The organism is Desulfonatronum thiodismutans (genome assembly GCF_000717475.1).
GTDB classification, from domain to species: Bacteria; Desulfobacterota; Desulfovibrionia; order Desulfovibrionales; family Desulfonatronaceae; genus Desulfonatronum; species Desulfonatronum thiodismutans.
Genome location: NZ_JPIK01000004.1, coordinates 539,581 through 560,958, shown reverse-complemented (window position 1 = coordinate 560,958; position 21,378 = coordinate 539,581). Strand labels below are relative to the sequence as shown.

The window sequence follows — 21,378 nt, the reverse complement described above, 5'->3', positions numbered from 1 at the left end:
GTATTCGTATCGTCAACGGTTCTCCGTCGACATTGAGCCTTCTCTTTTTTTCTCGATTCTCGCCGACCATGTTTCACCAGTTCAAAAATCCCAAACTCTACGTCATGTTCCTGACCGACGGCCTGCTGTTCGCCCTGGCCATGGTCCTGAGCTATCTGATTCGCTTTGATTTCCATGTGGATGACCTCTACCAGGCGCAGATGATTCACTTGGTGATGATCGCCCTCCCGCTGAAACTGGTGGTGTTCACCGTTTTCGGGCTGTACCGCGGCATGTGGCGGTACACGGGGTTGGGCGATTTGTGGCATGTGGTCCAGGCGGCGTTGATCAGCAGCCTGCTTCTGGTGGCCCTGATGTTCACCTGGAACCGCCTGGAAGGGTATCCGCGCACGGTGTTCGTGCTGGACGCGGCCTTTACCATGCTTTTTGCCGGAGGGCTGCGGATGGTGATCCGGTCCGGTTACACCATGCAGGGCAGTATTCGCAATTTCCCCTGGTGCGTTCCCCTGCGGCGCACGCCCAAGGGCAAGCGAGTGCTGATCCTGGGGGCCGGGGACGCCGGGGAGAAGATTCTGCGGGAGATCCAGGAAAATCCGGACCTGGATCATCACGTGCTGGGCTTTCTGGACGACGATCCGGGCAAGCGGGGACGAACTCTGCACGGGGTTCCGGTACTGGAAGAAATCTCCATGCTGCCGTACGTGGTGGAAAAGTTGGTGCCGGATGAACTGCTGATCGCTCTGCCCTCGGTCAGCGGCACCCGGATGCGTTCCATCGTCGAGTTGTGCAAACAGGTGGGCATCCCTTTCAAGACGTTGCCGGTGATCGGAGAGATCATCGACGGCAAGGTCAGCGTCCGCTCCCTGCGGGAGGTCAATTTTCAGGATTTGCTGGGCCGACCGGCCGTAATCCTTGATAATGAAGGCATCCGGGGGATCCTGGCCGACAGGACCATCCTGGTCACGGGATGCGGCGGATCCATCGGCTCGGAACTGTGTCGCCAGATTATCCGCTACGCGCCCAGGAGGCTGATCCTCCTGGACTCCGGTGAGACCAACCTCTACGCCATTCAGATGGAACTGGAGCATGAGCATCGTTTCACGGCCTATGTCCCGGTATTGGGGCAGGTGCAAGACGAGGCCCTGATGGAGGACGTGTTCACCGCCTATGCCCCGGAGGTGGTCTTCCACGCGGCTGCCTACAAACACGTTCCCATGCTGGAGAACAATCCCTGGCAGGCGGTGTCAACGAATATCGTCGGCAGCAAGGTGGTCATGGAGAAGTCTCTGGCCCACGGGGTGCAGCGCTTCGTGCTGGTCTCCACGGACAAGGCGGTGCGGCCCACCAACGTAATGGGCGCCAGCAAGCGGGTGGCCGAGCTGCTGTTGCGGGGCATCCAGAACGGCCGGACCCGGTTCATGGCCGTGCGCTTCGGGAACGTGGTGGGGTCGTCCGGCTCGGTGATCCCCCTCTTTCGCCGCCAGATCGAACTGGGCGGGCCGGTGACCGTGACCCATCCGGAAATGATCCGCTACTTCATGACCATTCCCGAATCCGTGCAGTTGATCCTGCAAAGCGCGACCCTGGGCAAGGGCGGGGAAATTTTCGTTCTGGACATGGGCACGCCGGTACGCATCCTGGACATGGCCCGTGACCTGATCCGACTTTCCGGGAAAGTGCCGGATGTGGACATCCCCATCGTGATTACCGGGCCCCGGGAGGGAGAGAAGCTCTTTGAGGAATTGATCACCGAAACCGAGGGCGTGGACAGCACCAGTCATGAGAAAATCATGGTCCTGCGCGAGGACGGCCAAAACGGCGAGACCGAGGACTGGAACGTTCGGTTGGCGGCTCTTTACGGATTGCTGGGCCAGCTCCAGGAAGCGGCCGGGCGGCACGACGCCGTCGCGATCAAGGACATCCTCGGTCGAGTCGTCCCGGAGTACAAGGCGCAGTGCGGGCATCCGCTGTTTGTCTCCACTGATGTGGAGGAAAAGGCCGCCTTGGAGTCGGTGATGGAGAGCGCCGGGGGAAACCCAACCGAAAGCCTGAAGGAGAGGGCATGAGTGGAAACACCATCGGGCGCGTCTTTTGCCTGACCACCTTTGGCGAGTCCCATGGTCCCGGCCTGGGCGGCGTGGTGGACGGCTGTCCGGCGGGGATCGCCCTGGACGAGGCCGTGATCCAGCGGGAACTGGACCGCCGCAAGCCGGGCCAGGGGCTGGGGACCACCAGCCGCAAGGAGGCCGACAGGGTCCGGCTGCTCTCCGGAGTGTTTGAGGGCAGGACAACGGGCACGGCCATCGGCTTCTTCATTGCCAACGAGGACCAACGTTCTCGGGATTACGGACCGCTGGAGTTCCTACACCGCCCGGGACACGCGGACATCACGTATCAGGCCAAGTACGGAATTCGGGATTACCGCGGCGGTGGACGGTCCTCGGGCCGGGAGACCGTTTGCCGGGTGGTGGGCGGAGGCATTGCCCAGGAGGTCCTGGCCGCGCAGGGCGTCACCGTGACCGCGTACACGGTGGAACTGGGCGGTATCGGGCTGGAGAGCGTGAACCATAATAGTGAGGCGGATTCCGGAACAAGCCGGAGAGTGAATCTGGACGGCGTGGCAAATCGTTCGTTTTTTGCGGCCCATGCCGGGCTGGTCGGACCCTGGGAGGAGCGAATTAAAGAGGTTCGCGGCCAGGGCGACACCCTTGGCGGGATCGTTGAGATTCAGGCCCTGGGGGTTCCGGCGGGCTTGGGCGAGCCCGTATTGGACAAGCTGGACGCCCGTCTCGCGTATGCCCTGATGGGCGTGGGCGCGGTCAAGGGCGTGGAAATCGGGGCCGGGTTCGCGGCGACCCGGATGCTGGGCAGCGCGAACAACGACCCGATCCTCGCAGGGGGATTCGCTTCCAACAACGCCGGAGGCGTTCTCGGCGGGATCAGCTCTGGTCAGCCCCTGGTGATCCGGGTCGCGGTCAAGCCCATCCCCTCCATTGCCAAGCCTCAGACCACCGTGGACCGGCACGGCCGGGAGCACGAGCTGCATATCGGCGGTCGCCACGACATCTGCGCCATCCCCCGGATCGTTCCGGTGCTCAAGGCCATGGTCTGCCTGACCCTTGCTGACATGCTCCTGCTGCACCGCACGGCGAGGCATTCGCGGTCGTAAGTTTTCCCAATAATACTCTCCCCTGGAGGTAGTCTCATGAGCACCTTGACGGCAACATCCGCCTGGAAGACCCTGGCCAGCCAGGCCGAGGTCATGAAGCGTCGGCACATGCGAGATCTTTTTGCTGAGGACGCCGGTCGGTTCGAGCGATTCTCGGCCACGGTGAATGATATTCTCGTGGATTACTCCAAGAATCTCATCGTTGAAGAAACCATGAACCGCTTGCTGGACTTGGCTCGGGAAGCCGAGGTGGAGACGTGGCGGGGCAGGATGTTCGGCGGGGAACGGATCAATTTTACGGAAAACCGGGCTGTTTTGCATGTGGCGCTGCGCAATCGGTCCGAGCGGGCGATCAAGGTTGACGGGCGGGACGTGATGGCGGATGTCCGGGCTGTGTTGGCCAAGATGCGCACCTTCAGCGACGCAGTCCGGGATGGACTATGGCTGGGGTTTACCGGCAAGCGGGTTCGAGACGTGGTCAACATCGGCATCGGCGGATCGGACCTGGGGCCGTACATGGTCAGCGAAGCGCTGAAGCCCTACGGCCATCCGGACCTGCGGATGCATTTCGTGTCCAATGTGGACGGCACGCACATCGCCGAAACCCTGAAGCTGTGCGATCCGGAAACCACGCTGTTCCTGGTGGCCTCCAAGACCTTCACCACCCAGGAAACCCTGACCAACGCACACACGGCCAAAGATTGGCTGCTGCGCGCTCTGACCGACCCGGCGGCCGTGGCCAAACACTTCGCGGCCATGTCCACGAACACGGAGAAAGTTCGCGAATTCGGCATCGACCCGGCGAACATGTTCGAGTTCTGGGACTGGGTCGGTGGGCGCTACTCCCTGTGGTCGGCCATCGGGCTGCCCATAGCCGTGTTCATCGGCATGGACCGTTTCGAGGAACTGCTGGACGGGGCCTTTGCCATGGACGAGCATTTCCGGAGCGCTCCGCTGGAACGCAACGTGCCGGTGATTCTGGCCTTGCTGGGTATCTGGTACAATAATTTTCTGGGCGCCCAGAGCCATGCTATTTTGCCCTATGACCAGTACCTGCACCGTTTTCCGGCCTATTTTCAGCAGGGCGACATGGAAAGCAACGGCAAGCGGGTCACTCGGGACGGCGAGACGACGGATCATTCCACAGGTCCGGTGATCTGGGGCGAGCCCGGAACCAACGGGCAGCACGCCTTTTATCAGCTCATTCACCAGGGCACCAAGCTGATCCCGGCGGACTTTCTGGCTCCGGCTCAGAGCCACAACCCCCTGGGCGACCATCACGAAATCCTGCTCTCCAATTTCTTCGCCCAGACCGAGGCCCTGATGCGCGGCAAGACCGAGGCCGAGGCGCGCCGGGAACTGGAGGCCTCGGGCATGGACCGGTCGCGGATCGAAAAGATCCTGCCGCACAAGGTGTTTCCGGGCAATCGGCCCACCAACTCGATCCTCTTTCCAAAGCTGACGCCCCACGTCCTGGGCAGCCTGATCGCGCTGTACGAGCACAAGATTTTCGTCCAGGGCGTCATCTGGCGGATCAACTCTTTTGATCAATGGGGCGTGGAGCTGGGCAAGGAACTGGCCAAGGCCATCCTGCCGGAACTGTCCGGGAACGGTCCTGTATCCGGACATGACGCGTCCACCAACGGGCTGATCGCTGCGTATAAACAGATGCGTGGGTGATCATGAAATCACTAATCCCTATCCAACATCAGTACGCCGACGAACTCAGCCATTGCTACGGTTGCGGTCGGAACAATCCGGACGGGCTGCACGTGAAAAGCTTCTGGGACGGGCAAACGTCCGTGGCCATGTTTACGCCCAAACCGGAGCATATCGCCGTGCCGGGGTTTGTGTATGGCGGACTGCTGGCTTCGCTGGTGGACTGCCACGGCGTGGGGACGGCCGCCGCGGCGGGAGCTGACCGCGCCGCAGGCGAGCCTCTGGGGCGATATGTCACCGCCTCATTGCACGTGGATTTTCTCAAGCCCACCCCGTTGGGCGCGGAACTGGAGCTGCGCGGACGGGTCCGGGAGCGCAAGCGACGCAAGCTGGTGGTGGAGGTGGAAGTTCTGGCAAATGGCGTGGTCACGGTCCGTGGTGAAGTGGTGGCCGCGCCCATGCCCGCGAATATGGAATCGCAAGGTTGATCTCCTTGGATGACGTAACGCAAAAAGGCGGCCCAAAAGGCCGCCTTTTTGCATTACGGGAAACATCCGAGAGCAGCTATTTCCGGAACTATTTCCGGAACAGCGTTGTGAATTGCCCGTAGCCCTCCTGCTCCAAATCTTCCTGGGGGATGAAGCGCAGGGCTGCGGAATTGATGCAGTAGCGCAGGCCGGTGGGCTCCGGACCGTCGGGGAAGACGTGGCCCAGGTGGGAGTCGGCGTGTTTGCTGCGGACCTCGGTGCGGCGCATGAACAACTTGCGGTCCACGTGCTCGGTAATGTTCTCAGCGACCAAGGGCTTGGAGAAGCTGGGCCATCCCGTGCCGGAATCAAACTTGTCCAGGGTGCTGAACAGCGGCTCTCCGGAGACCACGTCCACATAAATTCCCGGACGTTTGTTGTCCCAGTAGGCGTTCTTGAAAGGCGGTTCCGTACCATTCTCCTGGGTGACCTGGAACTGGAGCGGGGTTAGCTTGGCTTGCAGCGCGTCACGGGAAGGCTTGACGAACGGGGCGGCAAATCCCTTGGCCGTGGAGCGCGGCTGGACCACGGTGTCGCTCCAATGCGCGTCCAGGAAGGGTTGACGACCGGATAGCACCCGGTATCGCTGATAGTGGGCCGGGTTGGTTTCGGAGTAATTCTGGTGGTAGTCCTCGGCGGGATAGAAGGCTTGGGCCGGAAGGATCAACGTGGCCGCGGGCTTGGAGAACCGGCCGGAGGCATCAAGGGCCTGCTTGGAGGCTTCGGCTGCGATGCGCTGGGACTCGTCGTTGTAGAAGACGGCGGTCTTGTACTGCGATCCGCGATCCGCGAACTGACCGCCGGGATCCGTGGGATCGATGGAGCGCCAAAAGGCGTCCAGGATTTCGGAGTAGGACGTCTTAGTGGGATCAAAACGGACCTGGACCGCCTCGACATGGCCGGTACCGCCGCCGACCACCTGCTCATAGGTGGGGTGTTCCACGGTTCCTCCGGTGTAGCCGGAAATCGCTTCCAGGACGCCGTCCAGGTTGCGGAGGTCGGATTCCAGACACCAGAAGCACCCGCCGGCCAGGGTGGCAGTCTGGATGGTTTCAGGGGCGTGCTGCATGGTTCTCTCCTTGGCTTCAGCCATGGTTGTCGCGATCATCAGGTTCAGAATCGTAATCAGTGCCATGATAGTGGATGTGTATGTGCCTGTGTGTTTGCTCATTCTTGTCTCTTGCGTGGAAAGTTTGTCGGAGTCGATCAAATAAGATCGGGAACCGATATGGCAAGAAGGTGTGTGCGACTGGGTGGAGAAAAACAGTGCCGGAAGCCTTTTTAGGCAAGGAGATTGTGGGGCGGTGGAGTCGGGAAATGACTCAAAGGCATGGACAAGACGCATTCATGTATGCGCACGTGAAGCGTCGTGCGGGGTGGTCGGGGCCCTGAGGGAGGGCGTCGTCGGAGGGGAGGCGGTGCTGCTACTTTCTGCCGCTTCCCCGGCAGTGCGGGCACAGTCCGAACAGGTACATTTTGTGGCCGGTCAAGGTAAAGTCGTGATCCTTGGCCAGTTGTTCCTGGAGGCTTTCAATCTGGTGGTCCACGACTTCTTCGCTGCGTCCGCAACTGGTGCAGATCAGGTGGTCGTGATGGGCTTGCCCGAAGGTCGGCTCGTAGCGGGAGACGCCGTCCCCGAAGTTGACCTCCCGGGCGATCCCGGAGTCGGAGAGCAGCTTCAGGGTCCGGTAGACGGTGGCTTGCCCGACACGCGGATCGATCTGCTTGACCAGATTGTAGAGTTCCTCGGGGGAGACGTGGTCCTTCGTGTTCCAGAAAACATCGAAAATCAGGCCACGCTGGGCGGTGAACTTGAGCTTTTTCTTGCTCAGGAAGTGGAAAAACTGATTGCGCGCATCGTGCATGGTAGGCATCTCCAAGGAAAGATTGATTTTGCTCTACAGCGCATCACATCCTCTGTCAATGTATGCCCTATAGTGCGGGTGCGGGTAAAAAATAAGTAATTTCAATGTATTGACATTGAGGCCAAGAGAATTTATGGGTGTATGGCCATGACGCGCCAGTTAGTTAAGTGGGGTTCCAGCTTCTAAAGTCGGCCAAGAATGGAATGTACTAAGTGGTTGCATATCGGATGGCGCGAAAGAAAGGAAGACTTGCGTTCGACAGCGGATGGAAAAATGAAGGGCCGAGGCCCCCAGTCCCTCTGATTCCTCGACTTTTGGAGCGTTTCATGACCAAGAACAGTCAATGCCCGCGAATCCGAATCAATACCAAATTTTGTACATGTACGCACCAGGGCTGCCCGAAGCATGGGCTATGCTGTGAGTGCCTGCACTACCATCGCCAGCGTCGCGAACTGCCGGCATGTTATTTCACCGAGGATGAAGAACGTTCCTACAATCGAAGCATCGAATTTTTCGTGCAAAGACGTACGCCCAAATGACACTTCGCCTGAACCCCATGGACTCCTTGAACATGGGGTGCCTGAAACATCTTCTCGGCATCGTGGCCAACACCTTTGACGCTTACTCGGCGGTGCTGTTCCTGCCCGACGAGGAAGGGGTTCTGAGGATGGCGGCGCATTTCAGCCTCGGGGACGACCTGGCCGAGGGAGCGGAGGTCGTGCCTGGCAAGGGGTTGGTGGGCTGGATTTTACGCAACGATCAGCCGCTCCTGGTCAACAACTTCGAGTTGCAGACCGAATCTTTGGGATACTACTCCGGGCGAAGCGAATCCGCGGTCAAGTCGTTCATGGGATGCCCCTTGCGCGACGGGCAGGGGATCGTCTGCGTGGACAGCAAGAAAAGCTACTCCTTCAGCACCAAGGACCAAAAAATCCTGCATCAGTTCGCGGAATTCATTTCCAAATTGCAGTTGGACTCCTGCCGCCAGGAGACCAATAGGCAGGATTTCGTCTATTACCAAGCCTTGCGGGAACTTCAGGAGCTTCGCCAACGGTATCCGCTTTGGTCCGCCTATCTGCATCAATTCCTCCATATCCTGGCCCGCACCACGCAGATCAAACACGTGGCCCTGGCCGCGCGAGACGAGTACGGTCAAAATTTTTTCATCGAGGGCTGGACGGACGACTTTCCCATCGCTCAGCGTTCGAAAAGCGAGAAATATCCCTTCGGCAGCGGACTTGTGGGCTGGGTGTTCAAAAACGAAAAACCGGTCTTTTCCGCGGATGCCGAGTCCGGGCATACCGGGGCGACCCTTTTCGCCAAGGACGTCATCGGGGGACTGGCCTTGCACACCGTGATCTGCCTCCCGCTGAGCGTGCACAAGCGGACCAGGGCGGTACTCATTCTCGCCGACGAGGCCCCTCGAGATATCGCCGATGAAATGCGGTTCTTTTTGCGTCTGGTAACGGAATATCTGGAGTTTTTTCTGGAAAATCTCTATCTCAAAAACCAGGTGAGCAAGCTGCAATCCCAACTCTCCCCTAAAACGTCCCCGATCTTTCGAAATATCGACGGCCAGGACTTGCCACCAAGCTGAGGCGGCTGTATCAGTTCTGACGGCCTTGTCGTGAGTCGCGGGCGATCTTCAGGGCTTGCGATATATTTTCGCGTTCCGCAGGCCATCCGGCCCGACTTGGTTTTCGTGCCTCGTTTCGGTTGCTTCCGGCTTTCGCCGCACACTATCCGTAATCCACAAGGTGGACTGCCACGATGTTTTTTCAACGTTTTTTTTCGTTCATGAGCAAGGACCTGGCCATGGACCTGGGTACGGCCAACACCCTGGTCTATACGCCCAAAGACGGGATTGTCCTGAACGAGCCGTCCGTCGTAGCCCTGGACAACCGAAGTGGAAACGTGCTTGCGGTGGGCAGAGAGGCCAAGGAGTTTCTGGGGCGGACCCCGAAAAGCATCCGGGCCATTCGTCCGCTGAAGGACGGAGTCATCGCGGACTTCGAGGTCACCAAGGAGATGATCGCCTACTTCGTGCGCAAGGTGATCCGAGGGATGCGGCTGGTCAAGCCGATGATCATCATCGGCGTGCCGGCGGGCATTACGCAGGTGGAAAAGCGGGCGGTCATCGAGTCCGGGACCCAGGCCGGAGCCCGGGAAGTCCGGTTGATCGAGGAGCCGATGGCCGCGGCCATCGGCGCGGGGTTGCCCATTGATCAGCCCATCGGGAACATGGTCGTGGACATAGGCGGCGGCACCACCGAGGTGGCCGTGCTTTCGCTTTCTTCCGTGGCCTACTCCGAGTCCGTGCGTATTGCCGGGGACGAGATGAACGAGGCGATTCAGCGGTACGTTCAGGACAAGTACCAGATGCTGATCGGTGAAAACATGTCTGAAAGGGTCAAAATTTTCATCGGCTCGGCTTATCCGTTGAAGACACCGCTTTCCATCGAAGTCGGGGGGAAAAACATGGTGGACGGCAATCCCCGCACCCTGACCTTGCATGACGCTGAAATCCGAGAGGCGATCCAGGAGCCGGTCAACGCCATCGTCCTGGCGGTTCGCAGGGCTCTGGAAAAGACCCCGCCGGAACTGGTGGCCGACGTGGCCACCAACGGCCTGTACCTGGCCGGAGGCGGAGCGCTGCTCAAGGGACTGGACGATCGTATTTCCGAAAGTTCCCATATCCAGGTGATCAAGGACGACGATCCGCTGACCACCGTGGTGCGTGGCGTGGGGAAGGTGCTTGAGGACCAGAAGCGGTACGCTTCTGTGTTCATCAATTAGTATTCATCCGAAAACGGCCCTTTTTCCTTTTGGCTGCGTCAGTCTTCACAATTATTTCGTCAACGTATTGCTATACGCCTCATCATAATTGATTGACTTCCTTGGCAAAAAAAATGCTCGTTTCCGAATTAAAAACCGGCAGTTTCAGCATCCGGAAACAAAAGAATTTCCGGATGGAAACCAATTAGCGCGGACCGTTGGTCCGCCCTTCTTTTTCCTTCAGTAATTCCGCAAGTTTGGCGTCCATCGCCTCCAGGCGACTTTCAAGTTTCAGCCAGACCTTGGCCGGGTCCTCTTTTGTCCCTTCCTCAATGGCCTTTTCCTCCATCGCCCCGACGATGATTCCCACCACCAGATTGATGACCGTGTACGTGGTCACGATGATGAACGGCACGAAGAACATCCAGGCGTACGGGTAGACTTCCATCACCGGTCGGACGATGCCCATGGACCAGCTTTCCAGAGTCATGATCTGGAACAAGGTGTATAACGAGCCGCCGATGGAGCCGAACCACTCGGGGAAGGCTGCCGAGAAGAGTTTGGTGGAGATCACAGCGCCGACGTAGAAGATGATGCCCACGATGCCGGCCACGGAACTGACTCCGGGCAGGGCGTGGAGCATGGCCGCGATGACCCGGCGCATGTTGGGCAGGGCGGAGATCATCCGCATCACCCGCAGCACGCGCAGCGATCGCAGCACTGCCAATCCTCCATGGCTGGGTACCAGGGAGATGGCCACCACCAGGAAATCGAACACGTTCCATCCTTCCCGGAAGAAGTTTCGGCGCTGGGCGTACAGCTTCAGTCCGATCTCTACGATGAAAATGGTCAGGCATATCCGGTCGATGCCCAGAAGCAACGGGCCGGCCAGTTCCATGGCCCAAGCCGAGGTTTCCAGGCCGAGAACGATGCCGTTGATGATAATCACGAAAATAATAGCATTCTGAAATCGGCTGTTCTGAACGAGGTTCAGGATTCGATCGCGGGTGGTGGTGCTGGGTGTGATGGTCATGCGGTTGGTTCGTTGGGTGATGGTTGAGGAAGTAAGGTCAGGACGATTTCTGGAACTCTATGGTGAGATGCCTGGGTTCCCAAGCTCCGCCCCAGAAGGAAAAGGCCTCGCTGCTGTGAAACGCGGAACGTACCGTGACATGCTCCTGGCCGCTGATGGACAGGCCGTCCTTTTTCAGACCGAGGTCCACGAAATATTCCATGTCCGCGACCAGCAGGTGCACGGTTTTCGGCTCCGCTCCGGCCGGGATGGGACAGGGGACGAAAAAGTCGTAGACCACCTGGTGGCCCTGGATGGAGGCCCGGAAGTCCGTGACCGAGGCCACGTGGAAGGGGGAGCCGTTGACCTTGATCTGAATGAAGTAGTCGTATTCGCTCAGATACTCGAACGCTCCCTGGCGGACCTCTTCGATTTCCTCGGCGGAAAAGACGCCGTCTCCGTCCGCGTCGAACATTTCCATGATTTGGCTGCTGAACATTTCGTCAAATGTCCAGCGGTGCTGAAAGCCAACCAGCCCCGCGGCGTCGAACCGGGCCTCAATGCCGTAATCCACCCATACGTGGGGATGGGCCCGGGCTGGTTGAGCGGTCATAAAGAGCAGCGTGGTCACGGCCAGAAAGAGGCTGATCCAACGGAGCCGGTGCATGGCGTTGTTCCTTGGCTGTACCGATGAGGTTAATCCTCTTGAAAAAGACCATCCGGCCCACCCACGACCACCGTGACCACCCGGTCCATCGCCAGTCGACGGGCCAGGGCGTCTCCGGCGTCTTCCCGAGTGACCCGCGCGACGTGGTCGGTGTACGTGGTCAGGTAGTCCGGCGCAAGGTTGTAGAATCCGATCATCCCCAAAGTCGCCGCGATGTCGCTGTTGGAGGCCAGGCCCAAGGGAAAGCGGCCAATGATGTTATCCTTGGACGCGGCCAGTTCCTCCTCGGTCACTCCATCGTTGATGAAGGCGGCCAGGGCGTCGCGCAGCACGTTCAAAGCGTTTGCGGCCTGATGGACCCCGGTCTGCATGGTGATCAGGAACGGACCTTCCGCTGCCATGGGTTGAATGTGGCTGGAAACGGAGTAGGCCAGTCCGCGCTCGGTGCGCACGTCCTGAAAGAGTCGGGAGGTGAACCCGCCGCCTCCGAAAACGTGATTGGCCACGCTCAGGGAAAAACGGTCCGGGTCGTCCAGGCGCAGGAGCGGTGTGCCCATGAATATATGGGCCTGCTCCGAGGGAAAGGGAATGTGCTCCAGGATCGGTTTGGACGGCATTTCCGGTGAGGGCAGGGCCGCTGGTCGTTCGCCCTGGGGCAGCGCCTCGCCGATGCGTTGGCTCAATGCCTGTGCGGCGTTCATGGACAGGTCGCCGGTCAGGGCCAGGACGGCGTTTTGCGCGGTGTAGTGGCGTTGAAAAAAATCCCGAACCAGCGGCCCCTTCAAAGTGGGAACGCTCTGCTCCGTTCCAACTGGGTGGGCGGCGTAGGGATGGTCGCCGTAGGCCATACGGTAGAATTTCCTGGAAGCCATGGCCCCGGGCTCCTGGCGCTCCCGCTGCAGGGCTTGCAGGGTCTGGCGGCGGGCCCTGGCCAGATCGTCCTCGGGAAAGGCCGGGTTAGCGAGCAGGGAAACAAAGGCCGCCACGGCGGCTTCCATCCAGTCCGGCTCGGTCAGGGTGCGCAAGCGGACGATGGCCATGTCCCGAGCCGCGCTGGTGCTGAACTGAGCCCCCACGGACTCAAAGCGTTCGGCCACGGTGTCCGCGTCCAACTCCGATGTGCCGAAGGCCAGGGCCAGGTTGGTCATCCGGGCCAGTCCGCCATGCTGGTCATCCCGTGCCGAACCGGCGTCGAAGACCAGCCGGATGTCCAGCATGGGCAGAGCCGGGGTCGGAGCGAAAAGCACACGCAGCCCGTTGGACGTGGTCCAGGTTTCAAAGTCAGCGGCCCGGGCCGAGGTCGTTGGCCCGCAAAAAAGGCCGAGCAGCAACAGCAGGGCAAAGGCTGCCGGGCTGATGGAAGGATGAAGAACCGGGTTAGTTGTCGGACGGGTCATGATGGGGTCCTTGGCGGTTTGGGGAGGCGGAGCCGTTCATTCCGGGCATGGGCAATGGGTCCAGGATGGCCACGGTGCGGGTGTCCGGGATCAGGTAGGTCCCGGCGACGCGTTGGACGTCCTCGGCGGTCACGGCCCGGATGCGCTCGGCGTACTCCTCGCCGATCCGCCATCCCAGGCCGATGGTTTCCAGCATGCCCAGTTCGAAGGCCCGTGCGTTCAGGGAGTCCTGGCGATAGACTTCCGACGCGATGACCTGAGCCTTGACCCGCTGCAGTTCGGCTTGGTCCACGGGGATTTCGATCAGACGCCGAACTTGGTCCAGCAGGGCCTGTTCCAGGGTTTCGATGTCGGACTGGGATGACGGGGTCGCGGAAAGGGTGAACAAGGTTTCCAAACGACTGTATCCGCTGTATCCGGCGCCGGCTCCCAGGGCCAGTTCCTGTCCGCGAACCAGTTCACGATCCAGGCGGGAGGAGCGTCCGGAGCCGAGGACGCCGGCCGCGACCATCAGAGCGTAGGCGTCGTCTGGGGCGGCGTCGGCGGCCAGAAGCGTTGGAATGCTCGGAGTTTTCCAACCCATGGTCAGGTGGGGCAACTCCGCTGAAACCCGCAGGACGACTCTTCGTTCGCCCCGTTGGGGGACCTCGGTCCGAGGTTTGATTTCCGGCAAGGGGCGGGCGGGAATAGGTCCGTAATGGCGCTGGGCCGCCTCGATCACCGCGTCCGGGTCCACGTCGCCCACCACCACGACCACGGCGTTGTTGGGAGCATACCAGACGTCGTACCAGGCCTGGACGTCCTCCAAGGTATAGTTCTCGATGTCGGTCATCCAGCCGATCACCCCGTGGCCGTAAGGGCTGTTCAGAAAGGCCGCGGCCATGAATTGTTCGTGCAGCAGGGCAGTGGGACGGTCGTCCCGGGTCAATCGACGCTCCTCGACAACCACGTCCCTCTCCGGTTGGAACTGCTCCTCGGTCAGGCGCAGGGCGTGCATCCGCTCGGCCTCCATGGCCATGGCCGTTTCCCAATGCGCGCTGCCCAGAACCTGGTAGTAGGCCGTGAAGTCCTGGCCGGTGAAGGCGTTCTGATTGCCGCCGAGGCGGGCGATGATCCGGGTGAACTCGCCGGGCGGATAGGCTTCGCTGCCCCGGAACATCATGTGTTCGAGCATGTGGGAGATTCCGGTGATGCCGCTGTGCTCGTGCCTGGAGCCGACGTCGTACCAGATTTGGTTGATGACCACCGGAGCGCGGGGATCCGGCAGCACCAGGATGGTCAACCCGTTCTCCAGGCGGTGTTCCACGACGTCGGCCCGTGCCTGGGTCTGGGCCTGGCCCGGAAGCGACAGGACCACGAACCAGCAAATCAGAATCAAAGTTTTGAATTTAAGCATGATGAGAATTTTATTCCAGGTTGTTGAAATGGGTGGGACGATGGATCAATTTCATAAAATGAACACTCGGGGCGGGCTTGGCAAGGGGGCGTGAAAAGACCGGGTTTGATTGTGCTGCAATGACGAAGAGTTAGTTCATGCTTGGTTCGACAAATTATCGCAGGCCTGTTTATCTTGCAAGGTTGTTGATTTTCCACGTTTTTCACCGTATAAATCCCGATCGGTTTCAGTCTGGGCAGTGGATGTTTTCGGTCCCTCGCCTGGAACGATCGATGGTTCAGAGCGTATGAGGAAGATTTTACGCGAACGAGGTGTGGTTAACCCTTTTCCCCGCAAGGAGGCACTTGCATGAAAAAACGACTGTTGTTGACTGTATTGGCGGGACTGCTGGCGTTGCCCCTGTTGATCGGCCAGGCCCACGCGCAGATCCGGATCGGTCTGATGGCGCCCTTGACCGGCTCCTGGGCCAGTGAAGGGCAGGCTATGAAGCAGATCGTGGATCTGTTGGCCGAAGAATTGAACAACGCCGGGGGCGTGTTGGGGCAGAAGGTGGAGATCGTGGCCGAGGACGACGCCGGGGATCCGCGTACGGCGGCTTTGGCTGCTCAGCGACTGTCCACCCGGGGCATCGTCGCGGTCATCGGAACCTACGGCTCCTCCATCACCGAGGCCAGCCAGAACATCTACGATGAAAACAAGATCGTCCAGGTGGCCACGGGCTCCACGGCCATTCGGTTGAGTGAAAAGGGCCTGCGGTACTTCTTCCGGACCTCCCCCCGGGACGACGAGCAGGGGTTGGTGGCGGCCACCACCCTGAAGGACATGGGCTTCGGCAAGGTAGCCATCCTGCATGACAACACCACCTATGCCAAGGGCTTGGCCGACGAGGCTCAGGCCTTGCTCAAGGATAGTGATGTGGAGATCGTCTTCTTCGACGCCCTGACCCCCGGCGAGCGGGATTACAGCGCCATCCTTTCCCAATTGCGCGCCCGCGCTCCCGAAGTCGTGCTCTTTACCGGCTACTTCCCTGAAGCCGGACTGTTGCTGCGTCAAAAGAAAGGCATGGGCTGGGACGTGCCCTTCATCGGCGGCGACGCCACCAACAATCCGGACCTGGTGAGCATCGCCGGGAAGGAGGCCGCCGAGAGTTTCATGTTCCTCAGCCCGCCCGTGCCCCAGGACCTGGACTCTCCCGAAGCCACCTCGTTCATGGCCGCTTATCGGGCCAAGTACAATGACGACCCCGCTTCGGTCTGGGCCGTGCTGGCCGGCGACGCGTTCAACGTCATCGTGGCCGCCATCAAGGGTTCCGGCTCCACCGAACCGGACAAGATCGCCGAGTATCTGCGCACCGGCTTGACCGATTTCGAAGGCCTGACCGGCACAATCGCCTTTGACGACAAGGGCGACCGGGTCGGCGAACTGTACCGCGTGTACAAGGTGGACGGCGAAGGCCGGTTCATTCTGCAACCGTAAACATCGACGATTCCAGGGGCGGGTGTAAAACCCGCCCCTACTACATGATGGATGTCCGACGACGATCCGTCGTCCCCATCACCGACCACCATCCGAAGGACATGCCATGCAACTTTTTCTCGAACAACTGACCAACGGGCTGGCCGTGGGCGGGATCTACGCCCTGATCGCCCTGGGCTACACCATGGTTTACGGCGTGCTCAAGCTGATCAACTTCGCTCACGGCGACCTGTTCACCATCGGCGCTTTTCTGGGTCTGACCCTGCTATTGTCCCTGGGCCTGACCGACCATATCGGGCCGGTGGCCGGGATTATCGTGCTGGCGTTGATGGTCATGGGGCTGGTGGCCGTGATCGGCGCGTTGCTGGAGCGGACGGCTTATCGTCCGCTGCGCACTTCGCCCAGGTTGTCCGCGGTGGTTTCCGCGTTGGGCGCGTCCATCTTTTTCCAAAACGCGATTATGCTCATCTACGGGGCCCGGTTCCGGGTCTATCCCCACGACCTGCTGCCCACCACGTCGATTTCCCTGTTTGGGGTGGACATCCCGGTGATGCGCATCGTGCTTTTCGCCGCCTCCCTGGTGATGATGGCCGGGCTCTATTATTTCGTGCAGCGGACCAAAACCGGCACGGCCATCCGGGCCGCGGCCATTGATCAGGGCGCGGCGAAGTTGATGGGCATCGACGTGAACCGGGTGATTATGTACGTCTTCCTGATCGGTCCGGCACTGGGCGGAGCCGCCGGGATGATGGTCGGTCTGTACTACGGCCAGATCAACTTCACCATGGGTTGGGTCTACGGCCTGAAGGCCTTTACCGCGGCCATCCTCGGGGGGATCGGGAACATTCCCGGGGCCATGCTCGGCGGTCTGCTTTTGGGAGTGATCGAGGCCATGGGCGCGACCTACATTTCCCTGGCCTGGAAGGACGCCATTTCCTTCATGGTTCTGATCCTGATCCTGATCTTCCGGCCCACGGGCATCCTGGGCGAACGCGTGGCGGATAAAGTATGAAACCGGCGACCATCATCAACATTCTCGTCGTGGCGGCCCTGCTCGTGGCCCCGTATTGGCTGAACGCCTATTGGGTGGACGTGCTCAATTCCATCGGCATTTATGCCGTATTGGCCCTGAGCCTGAACATCATTCTGGGCTACGCCGGCCTTTTCCACATGGGGCACGCGGCGTTCTTTGCCATGGGCACCTACACCACGGCCATCCTGAACACCCAATTCGGGATTCCGGTGCTCTGGCTGATGCCTCTTTCCGGGATGGTGGCCGGATTCTTCGCCCTGCTGGTGGCCCGGCCGATCATCCATTTGCGCGGGGACTATCTGCTCATTGTGACCATCGGCATCGTGGAGATCGTCCGCATTGCCCTGGTGAACAACGTTTTCGGGATCACCGGCGGGTCCAACGGGATTTTCGGGATCAGTCGTCCGGTTTTGTTCGGCCATGTGATTCGTACGCCTCATGATTTTTATTACCTGATCTTCGCTTTTGCCGCGATCACGGTATTTTTCTTTTTGCGCCTGGAGAACTCCCGTTTTGGCCGGGCCCTGAACTACATCCGCGAGGACGACGTGGCCGCGGAGGGCAGCGGGATCGACGCTGCGCACTACAAGCTGGTGGCCTTTGTACTGGGCGCGTTCTGGGCCGGGATGGCCGGGACCATCTTCGCGGCCAAGATGACCATCGTCTCGCCCCAGTCCTTCACCTTCTGGGAATCCGTGGTCATGTTCACCATCGTCATCCTGGGCGGGTCCGGGAACATTCGCGGCGTGATCCTGGGCGCTTTTCTAATCGTCGGCTTGCCCGAGGTCTTTCGGGAGTTCGCCGGGGCGCGGATGCTCATTTTCGGCGCGGCCATGATCCTGATGATGATCTTTCGGCCCAAGGGCATCCTCCCGCCGCCGCCAAGAACCTTCAATCTAGATTTTCTGTCCTCGGGCCGGGGAGGTGGGAAATGAGTGCTTCTCCGCTTTTGCGGCTGACCAGCCTGACCAAGTCCTTCGGGGGGGTCATGGCCGTGAATCAGGTCAGTTTTGACGTGGACCACGGGGCCATCGTCGGCTTGATCGGTCCCAACGGCGCGGGCAAGACCACGGTGTTCAACCTGATCACCGGTAACTACCGTCCGGATTCGGGTGAAATCCTTTTCGACGGACGGAACATCGTGAACATGCGCACCAACCGGATCGTCACCCTGGGTATCGCCCGGACTTTCCAGACCATCCGCCTGTTCCAGAACATGAGCGCCCTGGAAAACGTCCTGGCGGGGTGCCATTGCCGGATGCGTTCCGGCGTGATCGGAGCCATGCTTCGGCTGCCCTGGCAGAAGCGGGAGGAGCGCGAGGCCCTGGAGATCGCGGTGAGCGAGTTGGATTTCGTCGGCCTGCGGCCTCATCTGGATCTGGCGGCCCGGAACCTGTCCTACGGCAACCAACGCCTCCTGGAAATCGCCCGGGCCCTGGCCACCAAGCCGCGCTTCCTGATTCTGGACGAACCGGCCGGGGGCATGAACGACTACGAGACCCAGGTTCTGGTGGATTTGATCACGCAGATCCGGGAGCGCGGGGTCACGGTGCTGCTCATTGAGCATGATATGAATCTGGTGATGAAGATCTGCGAAAAACTGGTGGTGTTGGAGTACGGCATCATGATCGCCCAGGGCACTCCGGCGGAAATCCAAAGGGATCAACGGGTCATCGACGCCTATCTGGGGGCCCCGGACGAAGATGATGAGGACTTTTGATCATGCTGCTGCGAATTGAAAACCTGGAAGTGAAATACGGCAACGTGCAGGTGCTGCACGGGCTCAACCTGAACGTGGCCCAAGGCGAGATCGTGACCATCCTCGGGGCCAACGGCGCGGGCAAGTCCACCACCCTTATGACCATCAGCGGCCTGGTCAAGCCGTCCGGCGGCGGGATTTTCCTGGAGGACAAGCCCCTGCACAAGCTGGAGGCCCACGACATCGTCAAGCTGGGCCTGGCCCAGGTTCCGGAAGGTCGACGGGTCTTCGGCACCCTGAGCGTGAGGGAGAATCTGCATCTAGGGGCCTTTACCGCCACGGACCAAGCCCAGATCCGCAAGAACCTGGACTGGGTCTATGAGATGTTTCCCATCTTGCACAAACGTCGCAGCCAGCTTGCCGGGACCCTCAGCGGCGGGGAACAGCAGATGCTGGCCATCGGTCGCGGCCTGATGGCCAACCCTAAGATCCTGCTCTTGGACGAACCCAGTCTGGGGCTGGCTCCGATCCTGGTTAAATCCATCTTTGCCACGGTAAGGGAAATCAACAAGTCCGGTGTGACCATCGTCCTGGTGGAGCAGAACGCCCGCTTGGCCCTGAAACTGGCCGACCGGGGTTACGTCCTGGAATTGGGCAAAATCGTTCTCGAAGACTCGGCCAATGCCCTGCTTGCCAACCCGGAAGTGCAGAATGCATATCTGGGGGGAGCGGGCTAGGTTGGTTAAGCGGTGAGACTTCAGGCTGGAAAATGGAATATTGATGACTTCCGATCCGGATATCCCTTCTGAACGTTTTATTGGCAATCTGTCCAAACAACTCGAAAAACGAGGATGGAAACTTAATAGCAAAAATGACGAGCAAACCGGAAAGTATCAACAAAGTTATCATAGCAGATTAATTCTGGAGCGGATTCCACATAATGTCGAAGCCTCTCTTGAATTTTTTATTTATGTTATTGCATTAAAGCCCCTTGTTTGTCGCGTGAAAGGCTTTAAGGATGACTTGTTGGTGCTTGTAGTAAAGAATGAGGAAATAAGTCGTTATGAGGCTGCTTTAGAGACGGACTTGATTTTTCGTTTCTCTATCTCATCTGATAACTCAGGGCCTCGCTTTTACGCATGTTCATGCAAATTGCGGCGAATCAAAACGATCTCGGAAAGTATTGCAGCTTTGCTTGTTGAACCTGTTGGAGAAGTTGTTGTTTTAGATAGAAAATATCCACGAATTACTGCTGACCGTTTACTTATTGATTTTGTCAATCTTTTACCAATTGAGGCTACAAAATTTTTGCAAGATTTTTTTGATCTTTCACAAGACCTGCGTAATAATTTGAAAATAGGAAAGCCTGTTGCTTTAAAGCCTCCTGCTCCAATTTGGCTCGAAAATATCTCAGCTGGTGGAGCGTGTATCGTCGTCTGTAATGTTGACTTGAGAAAAAAGGTCGAAGAATATCGCATATCCGGTAATTCTTTTTCTGGTCTGTTACATCTTCGTTATTTTACGACAGCACAGCATTATATTAATGTTGTATTGTCTTTTCGATTAACAAATATACGACAGACCCCGGATGATTTAAGGCTTGGGCTCCAATTTTTATCCGAAGCATCTCGAAATAGTGAAGGAAGGTTTATCTGGAATCCAATTATTGATCAGGGGTGCTATGAACTTAGTCGTTTCATTTTCGCATCTATAATTAAACAGTACAATTGAATTTCAAAAATTTTTGTAGAATGCCGGACGTTTTTGACTCCGGTGTTTTCTCACTCATCCGTCCGTCACCCATACGCCCGGCGCAGGCGGCGTTCCACGCGGCCGGCGAGGGTGGAGAAGGTGAGGGTCAGGAGGAGGTAGAGTGCGGTGATGGTGATCATGATCTCGAAGGTCATGTAGGTGGAGGCCATCAGTTCCAGGCCTTGGAAGGTCAGTTCCTGGACGCTGATCACCGAGACGATGGCCGTGTCCTTGATGGTGGCGATGAACTGGCCGGACAGCGGGGGGACGATTCGGGAGACCGCCTGGGGCAGGATTACGTGGCGCATCTGCTGCCAGGGAGAAAGGCCCAGGGCGTAGGCGGCCTCGCGCTGGCCCCGTTCGATGGACTGGATTCCGGATCGGACGTGCTCGGTGATGTAGGCCCCTTGGTACACGGCCAGGGTGAGCAGGGCGGCCAGGAAGTTGGGCATCCTTTCCACGGGCACGGCCACCCAGGCCAACAGTTCCTTGCCCCAGTCCGGGAGGTTGCGGAGCATGGCTTCCACGCCCAGCAGGGTCATCAGCTGGTCCGCCAGGAAAAAATAGAAAATGAAGATCAGAACCAGGGGCGGGATGTTCCGGACCACCTCCACGTAGGTCCAGCCGACCATCCGAGGGAACAGGGACTTGCCGCACCGGGCCAGACCCATGATTACGCCGATTACCGTGGCCAGGAGCATGGTCCAGATGCTGAGTCGGATCGTGGTCAGCAACCCCTGGGTGATCAGGCCGGGCACCCAGCGGCCGGCCGTTTCATCCCAGCGTAGCAGGTAATTGGCCAGCAGGTGCCAGCGCCACTGGTAGTCCAGGGTGGCGTGGACGCGCCAGATGAAGACTGCGGCAAAGGCGACGATGGCCAGGATCAGGACGGCGTCCAGGGGGGTGAAGCGGGTCCGCTTGGAAGTCATGGAGCTTTTTTAGAGAGAGGGG

20 protein-coding genes are annotated in these 21,378 nt (G+C 59.3%); 13 read left to right on the top strand and 7 right to left on the bottom strand.

Features of this window, described 5'->3' with window-relative positions:
* Positions 1-68 precede the first annotated feature (68 nt).
* The 4 genes from GY33_RS0103215 to GY33_RS0103200 are packed head-to-tail and all read left to right on the top strand — an operon-like array spanning position 69 to position 5,316.
* Positions 69-2,066, top strand: a complete 1,998-nt coding sequence (locus GY33_RS0103215; protein ID WP_084184747.1) for a polysaccharide biosynthesis protein — start codon at positions 69-71, stop codon at positions 2,064-2,066.
* Positions 2,063-3,169 carry a chorismate synthase gene (gene aroC, locus GY33_RS0103210; protein WP_031385951.1) on the top strand — a complete coding sequence of 369 codons (1,107 nt, stop codon included), beginning with the start codon at positions 2,063-2,065 and terminating at the stop codon, positions 3,167-3,169. Before GY33_RS0103215 ends, aroC begins: the two co-directional genes overlap by 4 nt.
* Positions 3,170-3,205: 36 nt before the next feature.
* A complete protein-coding gene (gene pgi / locus GY33_RS0103205; RefSeq protein WP_031385950.1) occupies positions 3,206-4,849 on the top strand; it encodes a glucose-6-phosphate isomerase in 1,644 nt (547 codons plus the stop codon).
* A gap of 2 nt (positions 4,850-4,851) precedes the next feature.
* The gene (locus GY33_RS0103200) at positions 4,852-5,316 is read left to right on the top strand and encodes a PaaI family thioesterase (RefSeq protein WP_031385949.1); all 465 of its coding nucleotides are present in this window, start codon (positions 4,852-4,854) and stop codon (positions 5,314-5,316) included.
* A gap of 88 nt (positions 5,317-5,404) precedes the next feature.
* Here GY33_RS0103200 and msrB read toward each other — a convergent pair whose 3' ends face one another.
* Together msrB and GY33_RS0103190 are read right to left on the bottom strand one after the other, a co-directional pair.
* Positions 5,405-6,526 carry a peptide-methionine (R)-S-oxide reductase MsrB gene (gene msrB / locus GY33_RS0103195; protein ID WP_035271030.1) on the bottom strand — a complete coding sequence of 374 codons (1,122 nt, stop codon included), beginning with the start codon at positions 6,524-6,526 and terminating at the stop codon, positions 5,405-5,407.
* A 253-nt stretch (positions 6,527-6,779) separates the two neighbouring features.
* Positions 6,780-7,220: a Fur family transcriptional regulator gene (locus GY33_RS0103190; protein ID WP_031385947.1), complete on the bottom strand. Its 441-nt coding sequence runs from the start codon at positions 7,218-7,220 to the stop codon at positions 6,780-6,782.
* A gap of 227 nt (positions 7,221-7,447) precedes the next feature.
* Between GY33_RS0103190 and GY33_RS21625 the strand changes: the two genes are divergently transcribed.
* From GY33_RS21625 to mreB, 3 genes are all read left to right on the top strand, one after another.
* Positions 7,448-7,759 (top strand): DUF6485 family protein, encoded by a 312-nt coding sequence (locus GY33_RS21625; protein ID WP_326923838.1) that lies wholly within the window; start codon positions 7,448-7,450, stop codon positions 7,757-7,759.
* Positions 7,756-8,817 (top strand): GAF domain-containing protein, encoded by a 1,062-nt coding sequence (locus GY33_RS0103185; protein WP_051822240.1) that lies wholly within the window; start codon positions 7,756-7,758, stop codon positions 8,815-8,817. The genes GY33_RS21625 and GY33_RS0103185 overlap by 4 nt, the downstream gene beginning before the upstream one ends.
* 173 nt (positions 8,818-8,990) lie before the next feature.
* Entirely contained in the window at positions 8,991-10,016 is a 1,026-nt protein-coding gene (gene mreB, locus GY33_RS0103180) for a rod shape-determining protein (protein WP_031385945.1), read from the top strand.
* A 184-nt stretch (positions 10,017-10,200) separates the two neighbouring features.
* Here the strand turns inward: mreB and GY33_RS0103170 are convergent, their stop codons facing one another.
* The 4 genes from GY33_RS0103170 to GY33_RS0103155 are packed head-to-tail and all read right to left on the bottom strand — an operon-like array spanning position 10,201 to position 14,467.
* Positions 10,201-11,028: an ion transporter gene (locus tag GY33_RS0103170; RefSeq protein ID WP_031385944.1), complete on the bottom strand. Its 828-nt coding sequence runs from the start codon at positions 11,026-11,028 to the stop codon at positions 10,201-10,203.
* A 37-nt stretch (positions 11,029-11,065) separates the two neighbouring features.
* Positions 11,066-11,674, bottom strand: coding sequence for a DUF1007 family protein (locus GY33_RS0103165; RefSeq protein ID WP_031385943.1), 609 nt, complete (start codon positions 11,672-11,674; stop codon positions 11,066-11,068).
* A gap of 29 nt (positions 11,675-11,703) precedes the next feature.
* Positions 11,704-13,071, bottom strand: a complete 1,368-nt coding sequence (locus GY33_RS0103160) for a M16 family metallopeptidase (RefSeq protein WP_084184746.1) — start codon at positions 13,069-13,071, stop codon at positions 11,704-11,706.
* Positions 13,052-14,467: a M16 family metallopeptidase gene (locus tag GY33_RS0103155; protein WP_051822239.1), complete on the bottom strand. Its 1,416-nt coding sequence runs from the start codon at positions 14,465-14,467 to the stop codon at positions 13,052-13,054. The genes GY33_RS0103160 and GY33_RS0103155 overlap by 20 nt, the downstream gene beginning before the upstream one ends.
* A gap of 348 nt (positions 14,468-14,815) precedes the next feature.
* Between GY33_RS0103155 and GY33_RS0103145 the strand changes: the two genes are divergently transcribed.
* The 6 genes from GY33_RS0103145 (at position 14,816) to GY33_RS20845 (ending at position 20,406) form a co-directional block, all read left to right on the top strand.
* Positions 14,816-15,943, top strand: a complete 1,128-nt coding sequence (locus tag GY33_RS0103145; protein WP_031385940.1) for a branched-chain amino acid ABC transporter substrate-binding protein — start codon at positions 14,816-14,818, stop codon at positions 15,941-15,943.
* Between the two features lie 106 nt (positions 15,944-16,049).
* The gene (locus GY33_RS0103140; protein ID WP_031385939.1) at positions 16,050-16,955 is read left to right on the top strand and encodes a branched-chain amino acid ABC transporter permease; all 906 of its coding nucleotides are present in this window, start codon (positions 16,050-16,052) and stop codon (positions 16,953-16,955) included.
* Positions 16,952-17,911, top strand: a complete 960-nt coding sequence (locus tag GY33_RS0103135) for a branched-chain amino acid ABC transporter permease (protein ID WP_031385938.1) — start codon at positions 16,952-16,954, stop codon at positions 17,909-17,911. Before GY33_RS0103140 ends, GY33_RS0103135 begins: the two co-directional genes overlap by 4 nt.
* The gene (locus tag GY33_RS0103130) at positions 17,908-18,696 is read left to right on the top strand and encodes an ABC transporter ATP-binding protein (protein ID WP_031385937.1); all 789 of its coding nucleotides are present in this window, start codon (positions 17,908-17,910) and stop codon (positions 18,694-18,696) included. Before GY33_RS0103135 ends, GY33_RS0103130 begins: the two co-directional genes overlap by 4 nt.
* Before the next feature lie 2 nt (positions 18,697-18,698).
* Positions 18,699-19,412, top strand: a complete 714-nt coding sequence (locus GY33_RS0103125; RefSeq protein ID WP_031385936.1) for an ABC transporter ATP-binding protein — start codon at positions 18,699-18,701, stop codon at positions 19,410-19,412.
* A gap of 43 nt (positions 19,413-19,455) precedes the next feature.
* The gene (locus tag GY33_RS20845) at positions 19,456-20,406 is read left to right on the top strand and encodes a hypothetical protein (RefSeq protein WP_152555045.1); all 951 of its coding nucleotides are present in this window, start codon (positions 19,456-19,458) and stop codon (positions 20,404-20,406) included.
* 65 nt (positions 20,407-20,471) lie between these two features.
* Here GY33_RS20845 and GY33_RS0103120 read toward each other — a convergent pair whose 3' ends face one another.
* The gene (locus tag GY33_RS0103120) at positions 20,472-21,356 is read right to left on the bottom strand and encodes an amino acid ABC transporter permease (RefSeq protein WP_031385935.1); all 885 of its coding nucleotides are present in this window, start codon (positions 21,354-21,356) and stop codon (positions 20,472-20,474) included.
* Positions 21,357-21,378 lie beyond the last annotated feature (22 nt).

Bases quoted from the DNA above. Each gene is read 5' to 3' on its own strand.
- GY33_RS0103215 (WP_084184747.1), top strand. From the start codon at position 69: ATGTTTCACCAGTTCAAAAATCCCAAACTCTACGTCATGTTCCTGACC.
- aroC (WP_031385951.1), top strand. From the start codon at position 2,063: ATGAGTGGAAACACCATCGGGCGCGTCTTTTGCCTGACCACCTTTGGC.
- pgi (WP_031385950.1), top strand. From the start codon at position 3,206: ATGAGCACCTTGACGGCAACATCCGCCTGGAAGACCCTGGCCAGCCAG.
- GY33_RS0103200 (WP_031385949.1), top strand. From the start codon at position 4,852: ATGAAATCACTAATCCCTATCCAACATCAGTACGCCGACGAACTCAGC.
- msrB (WP_035271030.1), bottom strand. From the start codon at position 6,526: ATGAGCAAACACACAGGCACATACACATCCACTATCATGGCACTGATT.
- GY33_RS0103190 (WP_031385947.1), bottom strand. From the start codon at position 7,220: ATGCACGATGCGCGCAATCAGTTTTTCCACTTCCTGAGCAAGAAAAAG.
- GY33_RS21625 (WP_326923838.1), top strand. From the start codon at position 7,448: ATGGCGCGAAAGAAAGGAAGACTTGCGTTCGACAGCGGATGGAAAAAT.
- GY33_RS0103185 (WP_051822240.1), top strand. From the start codon at position 7,756: ATGACACTTCGCCTGAACCCCATGGACTCCTTGAACATGGGGTGCCTG.
- mreB (WP_031385945.1), top strand. From the start codon at position 8,991: ATGTTTTTTCAACGTTTTTTTTCGTTCATGAGCAAGGACCTGGCCATG.
- GY33_RS0103170 (WP_031385944.1), bottom strand. From the start codon at position 11,028: ATGACCATCACACCCAGCACCACCACCCGCGATCGAATCCTGAACCTC.
- GY33_RS0103165 (WP_031385943.1), bottom strand. From the start codon at position 11,674: ATGCACCGGCTCCGTTGGATCAGCCTCTTTCTGGCCGTGACCACGCTG.
- GY33_RS0103160 (WP_084184746.1), bottom strand. From the start codon at position 13,071: ATGACCCGTCCGACAACTAACCCGGTTCTTCATCCTTCCATCAGCCCG.
- GY33_RS0103155 (WP_051822239.1), bottom strand. From the start codon at position 14,467: ATGCTTAAATTCAAAACTTTGATTCTGATTTGCTGGTTCGTGGTCCTG.
- GY33_RS0103145 (WP_031385940.1), top strand. From the start codon at position 14,816: ATGAAAAAACGACTGTTGTTGACTGTATTGGCGGGACTGCTGGCGTTG.
- GY33_RS0103140 (WP_031385939.1), top strand. From the start codon at position 16,050: ATGCAACTTTTTCTCGAACAACTGACCAACGGGCTGGCCGTGGGCGGG.
- GY33_RS0103135 (WP_031385938.1), top strand. From the start codon at position 16,952: ATGAAACCGGCGACCATCATCAACATTCTCGTCGTGGCGGCCCTGCTC.
- GY33_RS0103130 (WP_031385937.1), top strand. From the start codon at position 17,908: ATGAGTGCTTCTCCGCTTTTGCGGCTGACCAGCCTGACCAAGTCCTTC.
- GY33_RS0103125 (WP_031385936.1), top strand. From the start codon at position 18,699: ATGCTGCTGCGAATTGAAAACCTGGAAGTGAAATACGGCAACGTGCAG.
- GY33_RS20845 (WP_152555045.1), top strand. From the start codon at position 19,456: ATGACTTCCGATCCGGATATCCCTTCTGAACGTTTTATTGGCAATCTG.
- GY33_RS0103120 (WP_031385935.1), bottom strand. From the start codon at position 21,356: ATGACTTCCAAGCGGACCCGCTTCACCCCCCTGGACGCCGTCCTGATC.